The 13,529-nt window shown below is 42.9% G+C and carries 14 protein-coding genes; 4 read left to right on the forward strand and 10 right to left on the reverse strand.

What is annotated here, in order from left to right:
- Positions 1–94 precede the first annotated feature (94 nt).
- The 4 genes from AAC006_RS18060 to AAC006_RS18075 form a co-directional block, all read right to left on the reverse strand.
- A complete protein-coding gene (locus AAC006_RS18060; protein WP_339892079.1) occupies positions 95–2,548 on the reverse strand; it encodes an EAL domain-containing protein in 2,454 nt (817 codons plus the stop codon).
- Positions 2,549–2,556: 8 nt separating this feature from the next.
- Entirely contained in the window at positions 2,557–3,753 is a 1,197-nt protein-coding gene (locus tag AAC006_RS18065; protein WP_185864164.1) for a hypothetical protein, read from the reverse strand.
- On the reverse strand, positions 3,750–4,217 hold the full coding sequence (locus AAC006_RS18070) for a substrate-binding domain-containing protein (RefSeq protein ID WP_260563502.1): 468 nt from the start codon (positions 4,215–4,217) through the stop codon (positions 3,750–3,752). The genes AAC006_RS18065 and AAC006_RS18070 overlap by 4 nt, the downstream gene beginning before the upstream one ends.
- Positions 4,218–4,328: 111 nt before the next feature.
- Positions 4,329–5,330, reverse strand: coding sequence for a glycosyltransferase family 9 protein (locus AAC006_RS18075; RefSeq protein ID WP_126872733.1), 1,002 nt, complete (start codon positions 5,328–5,330; stop codon positions 4,329–4,331).
- Positions 5,331–5,424: 94 nt separating this feature from the next.
- On the opposite strand from AAC006_RS18075, the gene AAC006_RS18080 reads away from it, so the two are divergent.
- Both AAC006_RS18080 and coaD read left to right on the forward strand, forming a co-directional pair.
- A complete protein-coding gene (locus AAC006_RS18080) occupies positions 5,425–6,141 on the forward strand; it encodes a 3-deoxy-D-manno-octulosonic acid kinase (RefSeq protein WP_126872713.1) in 717 nt (238 codons plus the stop codon).
- 65 nt (positions 6,142–6,206) lie between these two features.
- Entirely contained in the window at positions 6,207–6,695 is a 489-nt protein-coding gene (gene coaD, locus AAC006_RS18085) for a pantetheine-phosphate adenylyltransferase (RefSeq protein WP_057794951.1), read from the forward strand.
- 96 nt (positions 6,696–6,791) lie between these two features.
- On the opposite strand, the gene mutM is transcribed toward coaD, so the two are convergent.
- From mutM to rpmB, 4 genes are all read right to left on the reverse strand, one after another.
- A complete protein-coding gene (gene mutM, locus AAC006_RS18090; RefSeq protein WP_063457980.1) occupies positions 6,792–7,601 on the reverse strand; it encodes a bifunctional DNA-formamidopyrimidine glycosylase/DNA-(apurinic or apyrimidinic site) lyase in 810 nt (269 codons plus the stop codon).
- 95 nt (positions 7,602–7,696) lie between these two features.
- Entirely contained in the window at positions 7,697–8,173 is a 477-nt protein-coding gene (locus tag AAC006_RS18095; RefSeq protein WP_041452617.1) for a hypothetical protein, read from the reverse strand.
- 135 nt (positions 8,174–8,308) lie between these two features.
- Entirely contained in the window at positions 8,309–8,464 is a 156-nt protein-coding gene (rpmG, locus tag AAC006_RS18100) for a 50S ribosomal protein L33 (RefSeq protein WP_013786148.1), read from the reverse strand.
- An 11-nt stretch (positions 8,465–8,475) separates the two neighbouring features.
- A complete protein-coding gene (gene rpmB / locus AAC006_RS18105) occupies positions 8,476–8,712 on the reverse strand; it encodes a 50S ribosomal protein L28 (RefSeq protein WP_013786149.1) in 237 nt (78 codons plus the stop codon).
- A gap of 364 nt (positions 8,713–9,076) precedes the next feature.
- Between rpmB and AAC006_RS18110 the strand changes: the two genes are divergently transcribed.
- The gene (locus tag AAC006_RS18110) at positions 9,077–10,153 is read left to right on the forward strand and encodes a CDP-glycerol glycerophosphotransferase family protein (protein WP_062085453.1); all 1,077 of its coding nucleotides are present in this window, start codon (positions 9,077–9,079) and stop codon (positions 10,151–10,153) included.
- Positions 10,154–10,180: 27 nt separating this feature from the next.
- Positions 10,181–10,579, forward strand: a complete 399-nt coding sequence (locus tag AAC006_RS18115; protein ID WP_288389544.1) for an adenylyltransferase/cytidyltransferase family protein — start codon at positions 10,181–10,183, stop codon at positions 10,577–10,579.
- A gap of 96 nt (positions 10,580–10,675) precedes the next feature.
- On the opposite strand, the gene AAC006_RS18120 is transcribed toward AAC006_RS18115, so the two are convergent.
- Entirely contained in the window at positions 10,676–12,787 is a 2,112-nt protein-coding gene (locus AAC006_RS18120; RefSeq protein ID WP_013786152.1) for a YjbH domain-containing protein, read from the reverse strand.
- Positions 12,784–13,527 carry a capsule biosynthesis GfcC family protein gene (locus AAC006_RS18125; protein WP_013786153.1) on the reverse strand — a complete coding sequence of 248 codons (744 nt, stop codon included), beginning with the start codon at positions 13,525–13,527 and terminating at the stop codon, positions 12,784–12,786. Before AAC006_RS18125 ends, AAC006_RS18120 begins: the two co-directional genes overlap by 4 nt.
- Positions 13,528–13,529: the final 2 nt, after the last annotated feature.

Consider the following 13,529-nt stretch of genomic DNA (forward strand, 5'->3'; position numbering starts at 1 on the left):
GGAAGGGGGCGTTTTAACAGTATTAAAACTTGTAGCTGTAAACTTTTTAGCACACTTGTTAGCTGTGGCTAAAAATCTAACTGGCTAGGCTGCCCTATTCGTTAGACCGCGTACTGTCCCATATGCCCATGTGTACGTTCTTGCTTAGGGTGGTCCAAATGTCTGGCTCTGGAATGGGTCGACTAATTAAATACCCCTGCCCCATCTGACAATCAAAGTGACATAGCATTTCAAACTGCTCTGCTGTTTCAATGCCTTCAGCTACCACAATTAACCCCATTTTTCGCACCATGGCAATGGTTGAATGCACGATGTTTCTATCATCGGCATTCTCGACGATATTGGCTACAAAAGAACGGTCGATTTTTATAAAGTCAGCGGGCAGTGATTTTAAGTAACTGAGTGACGAGTAGCCCGTTCCAAAGTCATCAATGGCCAAAGTACACCTCATGTCTCTAATAGTACGCATAATTGAGGTTGCACGTTCAATGTCGGTGACCAATACGGTTTCCGTTAATTCCAAACACACTTGGGATGGTGAAATATCATTGCGAATAATTTGCTGCTGCAAAAAATCAGGAAGACTGGGGTCAAGAAACTGCCCAGCAGACAGGTTAATCGCTAACTTCACATTAGGGTAACCATTCGCGTTCAGTTCTCTAATAAGGTAGGTGGCCTTGGCTATTACCCAATAATCTAGCTCTAGCATGAAAGAGGTGTTTTCAAGTGAAGGAATAAACTCTGCCGGTGATATGGTCCCCTTAACAGGGTGATACCAGCGAAGTAGTGCTTCGAAGCCTATTAATTCATTGGTTCGCAAGTCGATTTGAGGCTGCAAGGCCAAACTGAACTGACTTTCTCTTAGCGCCACCCGCGCTTCGGCTTCAAGCTCAACCTTTTTCATTACCTTCAAGTTCATGGTGGCATCGTAAACTCTATAGCCCGCCCCTTTTTTCGATTTTGCCTCATACATAGCAATATCAGCATGCCGTAACAATTCCACTGGCGTAGCTCTGGCATGGCGGCTCACGGCCACACCTATACTAATAGAGACGTAAAATTGCATGCCACCCGCTTCAATCGGCTGGTCAAACTCTTCAATGATTTTCTTCGCAACGTGTTCCACTTGTTCTTTGTTTTCGATGCTAGATAACAATACAACGAACTCATCACCACCAAATCGTGAAGCAATATCAGTTTCTCTAATAGGCCGCGATATCCGCATAGCCGCGGCTTTTAAAAGCTTATCTCCCACGTCATGACCATAGCTGTCGTTAACTTTTTTAAAGTCGTCTAAGTCCATGAACATCAGTGCAACCAACCTATCGTCTCGCGCTGAGTGGGCAAGTTGGTTTTCAATTTGAAAGGTCAGCATATTCCGGTTTGGCAGACCGGTAAGCACATCGAACATGGCCATTTTTTCAAGTTTGGCAGTATTCACCGCCATTTGGCCATCGAAGTCTTCCAGTTGTTTTGCCAGGGCATTCGCAGCATCTTCTACCACATCAAGTTCGTCGTTTAATCGCCAAAGCGAAGCGTGCTGCTTCTTTTCAACTAGTTTGCGGTATTCGATAAATTTGTGGTCGGCAAGCATAGGCAAACCTTCACTTATACCTAATAGCCTCAAGCGGTATTGATTAAGAAAGAGCCTTAGAAGCAATGAGAACACGATAAACAGCACAATCGCACTGATTATAACCAGTAATTCGTACTGCTCTTTTTGATGTACTAATGCAGTAATATCTTGCACAACCATGAGGTAAGGTTGCTCTGTGAGGCTGTGGGGGAAGGGCAGCAAACTTACCGACAGCTCTTTTCCCTGAAACGAAACTCGAAGCCCTTTAACCACCAGTTTTTCTACACTCCAACCTTTGGGAAAGGCGGCAATGAGCTCGGTTAAATAATCTTGGTTAGACTGTGAAAGCTGGCTGGATAGCGTTAAGGTAGGGTCGTTTTCATCGCCTTGCTTATTCTGAACCATCACGACCTTATGGGCGTCGGTAGAGCGGTTAAACAAAGACAAAAGTTCACGCAATGAAGCAGACAAGATAACGACAGGAACCACCTCGTCATCGGTCATAATGGGCACTGATAAATAATGTGTGCACGCATCCTCACAGCGAATTAACGCTCTGCTGCTAAGAGACTGCTGCGTACTGCGCACTAATTTTAGAACAAAATCGCTAATGGGGGTGGATTGCTCTCCCACTACGCCGTTTCGGTCAAACAGATACAGCCGTTCCACATGAAAGTTCAGCATCAGGTATTCCTGATTTCGCTGAAGATTTTCATAAAAGTAGCCTAAATCCTGATGCTCCGACATTTCTATGTGGCTAAACATGTCTACCCACAACACCATACGGTTATGCAGAATATCCTCGAAAAGCTGCAATCGACGTTGGTTTTTAAGTTGCTCTTCTTGCTGCTGAAAAACCAAGCTTGAATCAGACTCACGAATGAGCATCATAGATATCACTACCGTGACGGTTAGCACCATCGCCATCAACATAATGATGGTTTTAGTGGTAAAGGACATCTCCACTTTCATAAGTGAACCTAGAACCAGTACATCAGTTGTACAGACCACATACGCCAGTATTTGTCGCTACGATCTTTAATATTAGGGTCCAAAAGACTCACCGCTCTTGTTGCGCCCTCTACCCAATGGTGTTCTGCTTGAATGCGCCACCCTGGAGCAAAGTCCCATCGCGCGCCCACGGCTATAGTGTCGACGTAGCCAAAGTAGGCGGGAATTTGTCCAAAACTACTTTGCTCAAGTTGTTTCCCATCAGGGTCAGACACGTTATTTACGTACGTATCGTAACTAACTAGCCCGCTTACCTTGCTGTTAAATAAATAGCGAAATTGAACAAAGCCCCCCTCAGCAGTTCTTCTTTCTCTAAAATTTGGAGCAAAGAGCCCTTGAGAATCTTGTAACTCTCTCAGGATCTCAGAACTCAACTGCCAGTTTTCGCTAAAGTACTGTGCAGAAAACATAAAACGGCGAATATTAGCCTCACCATCAAACCTATTGTCCATAACAGATGCTTGATAAGTAAAGTCTGATTCAAGCCAACTAAGCCCCAATTTCCACGCCATCGTAGAAGGCTGCCAAAAAACGCTAAATTGATGCACAAAATCTTGTTCAATTTCACCTGATGCAATATTTCCTAAAAGGAAATTTTTCTGAGCTTCGTTAATATCTGAACTGCCATAACTCCAGTTAACCTCCCAAATATTGTCATTCGAATATCTCTTAAAACTGGTTTGAATACCGTCGCTACCAAGGGCTACATCGCGAAAGCTATCAAAATAGACTGACTGAGGCAGTACCGCAGTATCTCTAGTCTGCGGAACATCACGCGTTACCGAGTAAAGCCAATGTCTATTTTTAAAGCGCCCCAAATGAACTTGACCCTGCCAGCCCCAAATATCATTAATGGACCAGTCCAAGAAAAGGTAATCTACTCTGGCTCCTTGCTCAAATCGATTACCGCCATCTAGGTAAACTACTTGCCCAGCTACCGACAAATTATTGGTTAAGCGATAATGACCGTTTATGCCTAACTCGGTTAACTCACCGGTAATATCGTTATCAGAGGTGATAAAATTACTATCAACAGATTGCGTAATTCCTTGTGAAATATAACCATGCCAAGTGAACTTTGCTGGTTCATCTGCTGCATATACTACTTGGGTACCAAAGATGAATATTGCTGCACAAAATATCCATATCAACAATTGCTTTTTCATCGTTCACGCACCTCAATTTGTCGCGCCTCAATTACTTTTCCATTTCCTATGTATCCAATTGCACCAGGCGTACTTTCAATTAATTCAATCAGTTTCGCCTGTGATGCGGCACGAGCAGGTGTTACTCCTTGCCCCGAATAAGTAAGTTGGTCCCATAACCTAGATAGTTGATACGGAAACATATGCAGCGTTTCACGACAAAAGGCTTTGTGTAATCCATGCTCATCCTCAAGAACAACAACGTGGATTTTTTCTCCGTTGCTCCAGTATTGTTTGTGGCCTGTAAATATTTGGCGTAATTCTGATTGAGTCAGGGATGTGGTATCCACCGACGCATTAGCGACCACGACGGCCTGTTGTGCGAGAGCAACTGGACTACAAGCTAAAAATAGCATACTGAGCACCAGTGCTGAGTACTCTGAATTGCTAGTTAAAGCTCGTATTCGTTTCATCAATGCGAGCATAATCACCAAAGGGCGCTCTCCGTGTCTTAAAAAAATTGGCGCGTATAACCTAAGTGTAGATAACGGTTAGAAGAAATTCCCAGAAATAGTGCGTATTCGTTAATGTATTAGTTAAACCAAGGCATTAATTTTTGAAAATACCGCATCTGTGGTAACACCTTCCATCAAGTTATCGCCCTTTGCGCGAATTCCCCAAGGTAATTGTTCCCACTTTTTTCCTTTTTGCTTTTCAATACACGAATCGTACACGGAGACCGTGTTATCTATGTTGTTATATGGCCCAGTGCGGATAGGGTTTGAATGAGCATATAATCCAATAACGGGCGTGCCTACTGTGGTAGCCATGTGAGCAGGACCGGTATCAGGCGCAAGCACTAAACTCGCATGCTTTAACAATACCAATAACTGGTGAAGACTGGTTTTGCCAGTAAAGTCCGCTTTAATAGTGGGTTTACACGCTAAAATAGCATTGGCAGTGGCTTTATCGAGGTCACCAGGACCACCCACTAATATGACTGATTTACCTTGTTGTGATAAATAGTCAGCAGTTGCAGCGTACCTTTCGGGAAGCCAGTTACGTTCTGCTTTGCTAGCGGCAGGCGCAATAACCACATAGTCGCCTAGCGCTGCGGCCTGTTCTTCACCCCAGCGTTCATCTTCTTCGCTAACAGGGATATTCCATGATGGCGTAGCGACTTTTGGCACGCCTAGCGCGTCGGCAAAATCCATAAAACCGTCGAGCACATGAGAATGTTGGCGTGGCGCTACGCGCTCGTTCGCGAATAACCAATGCAGTTCTTTGCTTCTGGCCCAGTCGAAGCCAATTCTGCGCTTCGCCTTTATCACTCTAGAGGCTAGGTTCGCGCGCAAGGCAACTTGCATCATAAGCAGTGCGTCGAAGGTTTCACCTTTCACTGCATTTTTTAAGCTCTCAACGGCGGCTTTGCCTTGTTTTTTATCAAAAATGATAAAGCGCACATTCGGCATTAGCTTAACCAGCTGATACTCTACCTTGCCAATGACCCAAGTTAACTCAGCGTCCGGCCAATGGGTTTGAATACGTGTTACCATAGCGGCTGCATGGCAGATATCACCAATAGCAGATAGACGCATTAAGCAAATCTTTTTTCCCACAAATGCTCTCTCGTTGCTGAAATGCCGAAATAATTCATTAGAATGGTAAATTTTACCATAAGTAACGGACGTCATGGCGATAATACGACGAGACTTAGGTGCTGGGCATCACTTCTTATACAACGATGAACTCATGACTGAACCTAGCGTAGATATGTTCAGTCATGAATTTTGGCTATTCCAAAATAAAATTACCGGTGAGGCCAAAGGCCGTGGTACCACTGTTTTTATCGACTATGATGCTCAGCATTGGGTGCTACGACATTTTAAACGTGGTGGATTGGTTGGGAAATTACTTAGTGATCAGTATTTTTTTCTTGGTGTAGAGCGTTCTCGTCCGTTTGAAGAGTTTCGCCTTTTGACTAAAATGCGAGAACATGGCCTTCGCGTGCCTGTACCGGTTGGCGCCCGTATTCATCGCCGTGGTTTTATTTATCGTGGGGATCTTATTACCCAGAATATTCCGGCAAGCCAAGACTTGCATCACATGCTTACCCGAGACCCCTTATCAAAAGATGATTGGTATGCGGTGGGCGAAGCTTTGGCTAAAATGCATGCCTGCCAGATTTATCATCACGATGCGAACATCAGAAATATTATGATGGATAATGAGCGTAATATTTGGTTGATAGATTTTGATCGCTGTCATGAACGTCGCGGACACCATTGGAAAAAAGATAACCTGTCCCGTTTGTTACGTTCGTTGAATAAAGAAAAAGGCTTAAATACCCAGTTTTACTGGACTCAAGATGACTGGCAGTATTGTTTAGCGGGCTATAGAAGCAGCTGAATTGCAATTGCATCTACCCATATTTATCGATACTGTTGCCCTACAACAATAAAGATTAGATTAACATGCATACACGAGCACTTTATCCAGGCACTTTTGATCCCATCACCAATGGGCACGCAGACCTGATAGAAAGGGCATCACAGCTTTTCTCTCATGTAATAGTTGGTATTGCCGCGAACCCCAACAAGCAACCCTTATTCACCCTTGATGAGAGAGTGGAAATGATTCGCAAGGTTACCGCCGATTTACCTAACGTAGAAGTGATGGGTTTCACGGGCTTACTTGCAGATTTTGCCGATGAGCAAAAAGCCACCATTCTTATTCGCGGATTACGTGCGGTATCTGATTTCGAATACGAATTTCAGCTAGCAAATATGAATCGCCGTTTGAATCCAAAATTAGAAAGTGTGTTTTTGACACCAGCAGAAGAAAACTCTTTTATATCATCTACATTAGTAAAAGAAGTTGCACTGCATCGAGGTAAGGTAGGTGGTTTTTGCCATCCGGTGGTCGATCAAGCATTGCAAGATAGACTGCGCCGAGAAGACTAAAACGCTTTAATAGAAAATGTTAAACACACTGCGCTCAACATGCCTATTGAGCTCAGTCTGTTTTATCTAACGTGTTCTATCTAGTGTGCACTAAAACTAGCGCTGGCACTGTTTACAAAAGAACGTATTTCGCTGGCCAATCACCTTACTTTGTATTTCTGTTTTGCATACCTCACACGGCTCTCCTTTTCTTCCATACACATTCAAATGCTGTGCAAAGTAGCCAGGGTTCCCATCAGTTTGCGCAAAATCTTTTAGTGTAGTGCCGCCTTGCTCTATCGCTTTTGCTAATACCTGCTTAATAATTTGCGTAAGGTTTTTGTAGCGAGCGCTACTGACTTTCCCTGCTTCTCTTCTTGGGTCGATACCCGCTAAAAATAAAGCTTCATTGGCATAAATATTCCCCACGCCCACCACAACTGCATTGTCCATGATGAAGTTTTTCACGGTACTTTTTTTGCCTCTAGATAAAGCGAACAAACGCGCATCATCGAAATCGTCAGTCAACGGCTCTGGTCCTAGGTTAGCAAGTAATTTCAAGGCCTCGCCCGGGGGTTGCCATAAGAAGGCCCCAAAGCGCCTAGGATCGTTAAAACGTAAGCATTTCCCTGTCGCCATCACAATATCAACATGATCATGTTTCGCAACAGGTGTAGACGCATCAATAACCCGCAATTTACCCGACATGCCTAAATGCAAAATAAGCGTACCCGCTTCGGTTTCGATCATGAGGTATTTTGCTCTACGCTTAACGGCTATCACCTTTTTTCCGATAGCTAACGCCACGTCTTCGGGAATAGGCCAGCGCATTCTGCGTTCGCGCACAATAATATTGTCTATAGTTTCGTTTAGCAGATAAGGGGATACGCCCAAACGGCTTACTTCGACTTCTGGTAACTCAGGCATTTTCCCCTCCAGCTTTGGGTTGTCTAGTTCGTTGCAATGAAGATTGGTTAAGCGTCACCGGTCACTGACAGTAGTGACTAGGCTAATACGCTTAATTAATTAGCGGGTTCACTAAGCCATGGAAGAAGCGCGTTCAGTTCAGTATTTTCAAGGGTGTACCAAAGGCCGTTGTATTTTACAGTAACCGGCTGCGTATTGTTATAAAACGCAAAGACATGGCCATTCGCTTGCCCTGCTAGCCAGATAACCACCACTATGGGCTCAATTGACTGAAATGCGTTGTCTACCAAAGACGCCGTTTTAAGCTGAGCGGCTTGCCACGCTGCAATTTGCTCCTGTGCTGATACAGGCAAGGCCCCTTTAGAGGACACTTGACGCCACTGCTGACCATTTCTCTCTAACTTGCTACTGGCATGCTCTATTTTAAGTACATAGGCGTCAGGTGGCAGTAGCGGCCTTAATTCGGGAACGGCACGTTTAGGCAGGAAGCTGTCTAAGTTAAATAGCGCAATCATGACTAACATGGCAACAATAACCACATTGTTCATCGCGCGTTGTGAGAGTCTTGCCACCAGCAATCCTATTTAACGAATATAGCGTTTATGGTAATGCCTGAAACTGACATATTCCAGCGGCAATATTTTCATATGCTCAAAAGCAAAAAACCCAGCAAAGGCTGGGTTTTCGTGGAGACAAAAGCAAGTTTATTACTTGATTTTGGCCTCTTTGAACATAACGTGCTTACGTACAACAGGATCAAATTTTTTGATCTCCATTTTACCAGGCATGTTACGTTTGTTCTTATCAGTGGTGTAGAAGAAACCTGTACCTGCTGAAGAAACTAATTTAATTTTATCACGCATTGTAGGCTTCCTTAGATTTTCTCACCACGGGCACGGATGTCAGTTAGTACTGAATCGATACCATTTTTATCGATGATACGCATACCTTTAGCAGATAAACGTAACTTAACGAAACGGTTTTCGCTCTCAACCCAAAAACGGTGAGAGTGAAGGTTTGGTAAAAAACGACGACGAGTCGCGTTTCTTGCGTGCGAACGGTTATTACCAACCGTAGGGCGCTTACCTGTTACTTGACATACTCTTGACATTGATTTGTCTCCAGAACAACGATAACTGTCGCGTCAATCGATTCCACCTATCAAAAGGTCACTGGATCAAATGACGTATTACTATAAATTAGAGGGCGCATTTTATACAGCAAACAGATCCCAATTTCAATAAGAAAAGGAAAAAAGCTCAATTTTTGTCACATTTTTAGTCAAAAATAACGATTATTTTTAAAAAGAGCTAAAAAATTACACTTAAGTGTAAAGTCATCGCGCTTAATCTCTGTTACTGTTTTACGAACGCGCGCTATACTGCGTTAAACGCAGATTATACGCAATAAAAATAATAATAATTGACGGTGCGTCTGTTTAATAACTTTGCCGCCGCGATGTCGGAGCGTTTCAAATGCTAGGTAAAGTCCTCTTTGATGTACAACACCTTTACTACCTTCCCCAATATATACCTGTGGCCCGTACACTGTTAAAAGCGGGTGTTTTATGCGAGTTCGTTTTACACCAAGAACTTGGTTTAGATGCTTTGAAACAGGAAGTCATAGAGAAAGAAGGCTTTCAATTCCAATTTATCTCAAATAAAGATGAAACACTGTCCCTTTACAGCAAAAGTAACGCTGACTGGATTGTATTCGGAAATCGACCTTATTTTAATGCCGAACAAAAAAAGCATATTACTTCACGCCTTGCGCTGATGTTGCACGGCATCGGCCCTAAAGCATGTTATTACGATGTCTCTGAATTTCCCTTCGATGTCAGGTTTGTTGAAGGGGAAAGTCGCCTTGAACGACTAAAAGAAATGTACCCTGATAGACACTTTATAAATTCAGGCTACGCGAAACTCGACCCAATATTTAATGAAACCGAACAACTTATTGACTTGTCAGCATTGGGGCTAGACTCAAACAAGCCTACTGTACTGTATGCGCCCACCTTTTTCCCATCAAGTATCGAATGCTTTCCCCCACATTGGCCTGAAACCTTAAGCAACGTAAATATTATTGTTAAACCTCATTTCTTTAGCCTGACAAAACCTAAATACAAATCTCAAAAGCAAAGGGTTGAAGCATGGGGTCGTTATGAAAATGTGTACTTGGCAAATGCAAAAGACTTTGACCTACTGCCATTCATGCAAATCGCCGATATTATGCTTTCTGATGCATCATCCGCTATTTTTGAATTTGCTTCGATAGATCGCCCAATCGTATGGTGCGACTTTTTTCATACACGCTGGAATTACTCAGGCCTCTTCAATTTCAGATTAAAGAAACGACTAGATCCCGATATCGCCCTGTTTAACCAGATATCACATAGAGCTAGCAATGCTTTTCAAGCGAATATGTTGATAGTAGAGTGCTTAAAACAGCCGATGGAATTAAGCGTAAATCGCAAAAAAATCACGCAAGAAATGGTAGGCATTACTGATGGTCAATGCAGCAACCGCATTGCCGAATATCTTACAACCCAATAACTTAAAACCTAATAATCAGGTGGCATTTTGAGACGCGTTATAACCTTCGGTACATTCGATGTACTGCACATTGGTCACATAAGAATTCTTAAACGTGCTCGCGCAGAAGGCGATGCACTTATAGTGGGTCTTTCTTCAGACGAACTCAATTTAAGTAAAAAAGGGCGGACTCCTATTTATCCCTACCACAGTAGGGAGGAATTACTCGCATCCTTGCGCTTTGTCGACAAAATTTTTACCGAAGAATCTTTAGAAAAGAAACGTGATTACATTATTCAACACAAAGCGGATGTGCTGGTTATGGGTGATGACTGGTACGGTAAATTTGATGAGTTTAAGGATATATGCGACGTGGTTTACCTGCCTCGAACGCCTTCTATTTCAACCACTGAAATTATTGAAATAATAAAAGAAAGCAGCGAGTAACGTGTTGTTAATATTATTAAAAAACACGTAAAAATAAGCTTTAGTTATGGTGGAAGTAAGCACGAAGCAATCGTTACCTCGTGCTTACCTTAGTAGTTAGTCGTAAAACGGTGAGCGTACTGCAGTGGAATCGATAAGACGCACTGGCCGCCCTAACATTTGTCCGCCATCTCGAGAAATCGGCACCCAGGGGAATGTTCCTCTCCCCTTCGAAGGTTGCAGTAAGAACAAGTCTGAAGGAATTGAGATATAGAAGCCTTTGGTAAAGCTACCTTCTCCATATTCTTCAGATGAGACATCGGTGAAAGCCGCATACGCACCTACAACAATTCCACTATCGAAACGTTTTGCGAAATCGATATTAACGCCTTTGTCTTTTGCCAAAAATTGTCCAGCACTGACCGTTAATTGCGTACCTTTAAGCATTTCAGGTTGCCAATAAACACTGGCATGGCCGGTGATAGCATCGTAATCTAAAGTCGACAATTGATTATAAGGATCACGCTGTTTTACATAGTTAATGTCTATTCCATATGCCAATCTGCTATCGACAGGACGGTATAAAACCTCACCACCGACACCAGCAAACATAGTTTCTAGATAACCCGCGTACACCTGCCCAAATACGTTCTCACTGATATTATCTTTATAGTGAATAAAGGCCGTGTCTAGCCCTATGGGATTTTCTGATACGTACTCCCTTACTCGTGTTCTTACACGTGGTAATACGGTTTCTTCGTTATCAACCAGAAAGTTAAATTTATCAAAGTTGTCTAATAGGGTAACCCGCGCACTGCCCATAACAGATAGTTTGTTATTAAGGGCATAACCTGCATTCAAAATTAAACCTGTTTGATATAAATAGAAGTCTTCAGGGTTACCGAATGATTGTGTCCAGAAGAAGTTAGCACCATAAAACAGCCCGTGGGTATTCGTGGGCTCATAAGCATCCATTACCTCTTTAGAAGGTGTGGTTCTTACATAAGACTGGGTGATGTCCGAATCTATCGACTCATAGCGTGCTGCCGTAATAAACTGTTCAGCATCTATTGTGGTATCAACCATTGGCTGACCACCGCTATTTTCAACAATGTGATAGTCAGTCACTGAATCAGGAAGTTCTGATGCAATAATGCGTCCTACCCGTTCAATTGCTTCATCCTGATCACGGTAAACAAACTGTGTTCCATAAAATACAGCTTTGTCTTCATCAATATTAACGTCGGACAATGCAAAGCCACCTGACTGCACAAGTGTATTATACAATCTTGATTTATCCACTTTATCAATAGTATCAGGCGCTTGCCTAGCCATTAAGGTTTTGGGTGGTTTATCGTACTTAACTTGGCTTATGGTGTTCATATTAAAGCGATAGGTTACACCGAAACCAAACGTGTTTCCGCGCTGATAATTCATACTGAAATCAAAGTCTTTCCAGCGATATACCGCCCCCACATTCCAACGAGAATCTTGCTCTAATTCTCCAGCCCTATCTAACGAATAATCGTTACCTTCAAACTCAAGTTTAAGGGTTAATGGCTCCCAAGGTGTTTGATACTCGATGCCACCAAAAAAGGCCGTTGTTCCCTTGAAGAACTGGTCGTAATCAACCTTTCCGCCGCGACCAGAAAACCCTGTGGGTCGATCACAGTAACTGTCTCTAAACTCACAAAGTGGGTTAGTGATATCGTCTGCCGTACCTAAGTAGCCCCAACCTAACCCTAAATGAACATCAAAAGGCCCAAATGATTTACTGGCGTTAATATATTCACTTTCAAAGAAACCTGTACCGCCAAAGTCGCGAAAACCAACCGAAATATCTGGCGTGTAGTAGCCTTCTTTCCACAACCTAAATTTTACATCTAAGCCTTTATCTTTAAGGGTTTGGTCGCCACTGAACGATTCAACATTGCTATAAAATTGTGTACGTACGTCGGTATAGCGAGCAGTCGCTTCCATCCAATCGAATAATTGCAAATTGACTGACCAAAAACGGTATTCACCGTTATCGGTATAATTTACAGCTAATCCCCCTTCTTCACGCATACGCGCTGTAGGGGTTTGAATAAGCCCGTTACCGCCTTGCACCATTTGCGAAGGAGTAACCCGAAACTCGGTGTCGATGTTATCTGTATCAGCCAGGGCGGGACAGGCTGATGCACTAATGATGAGTGCTAAAGATGTTTTCTTATAAGGAAAAGCGCTCATTGAGGAAGGATCCTATGTACTGCTAAGTTTGCGATGCGGGTATTGAGTGCATCCAACGTTGAACTGAATATCTGCCCTGTAATGGGTACATAAATTTGGCTGCCTGGCATTAATTGAGAGTAATCAATATTCCAATAGGCAATACCACGTTTCTCTATCTCGCCCATTGGAGTAATCACGAAAACATGGCTTTTATCAGCGTCTGAGGCTTTAGTGACTGACTTTGCAGTAGAAAAAATAGAAAGATCATTACCGTGTCTATAAGCACCAGGTTTAATAACTAACCCAGAAAAGTGCACAACTGACGGACGAGGACTAATGCGAAGCAAATATCGCCCAGGTTGAAACATAGGATTTTCTTCAGCAATCAAACGCGCACGATTATAGGATATTGGCGTGATGACTCGCGTAGATACTGTCCATGAAGAGACCTGCTGATACAGGTTTTCTAATGCGCGGTACGTATCGCTGTTCGCATTGTAGTCTTTCATAACCATACGAATTTCTGATAAAACAGCATCTTTCTCACGCTCAGCATAAGCGTCATTTAAATTGTATATGCCTGATGTTGGCCAATACCAATCACCAGATTCAGCCACAATGGATAATACACTGTTAAGTCTTATCGGCTGCGTAAACTCATAAGATTGCTTATTAATTATGATAGTCACTTGGGCAGATACAGAAGCGGTAAATAGTAAAAGCCAAAAACTCATTAGTAAGGTAACAAAAACTCTCATTT

It is taken from the genome of uncultured Alteromonas sp. (assembly GCF_963976965.1).
Classification (GTDB): domain Bacteria; phylum Pseudomonadota; class Gammaproteobacteria; order Enterobacterales; family Alteromonadaceae; genus Alteromonas; species Alteromonas naphthalenivorans.

Coding starts and splice junctions, on each gene's coding strand:
- AAC006_RS18120 (WP_013786152.1), bottom strand. CDS start 12,787: ATGAGCGCTTTTCCTTATAAGAAAACATCTTTAGCACTCATCATTAGT.
- AAC006_RS18070 (WP_260563502.1), bottom strand. CDS start 4,217: ATGCTCGCATTGATGAAACGAATACGAGCTTTAACTAGCAATTCAGAG.
- rpmB (WP_013786149.1), bottom strand. CDS start 8,712: ATGTCAAGAGTATGTCAAGTAACAGGTAAGCGCCCTACGGTTGGTAAT.
- mutM (WP_063457980.1), bottom strand. CDS start 7,601: ATGCCTGAGTTACCAGAAGTCGAAGTAAGCCGTTTGGGCGTATCCCCT.
- AAC006_RS18060 (WP_339892079.1), bottom strand. CDS start 2,548: ATGAAAGTGGAGATGTCCTTTACCACTAAAACCATCATTATGTTGATG.
- AAC006_RS18075 (WP_126872733.1), bottom strand. CDS start 5,330: ATGCGTCTATCTGCTATTGGTGATATCTGCCATGCAGCCGCTATGGTA.
- AAC006_RS18065 (WP_185864164.1), bottom strand. CDS start 3,753: ATGAAAAAGCAATTGTTGATATGGATATTTTGTGCAGCAATATTCATC.
- AAC006_RS18080 (WP_126872713.1), top strand. CDS start 5,425: ATGGCGATAATACGACGAGACTTAGGTGCTGGGCATCACTTCTTATAC.
- AAC006_RS18125 (WP_013786153.1), bottom strand. CDS start 13,527: ATGAGAGTTTTTGTTACCTTACTAATGAGTTTTTGGCTTTTACTATTT.
- rpmG (WP_013786148.1), bottom strand. CDS start 8,464: ATGCGTGATAAAATTAAATTAGTTTCTTCAGCAGGTACAGGTTTCTTC.
- coaD (WP_057794951.1), top strand. CDS start 6,207: ATGCATACACGAGCACTTTATCCAGGCACTTTTGATCCCATCACCAAT.
- AAC006_RS18110 (WP_062085453.1), top strand. CDS start 9,077: ATGCTAGGTAAAGTCCTCTTTGATGTACAACACCTTTACTACCTTCCC.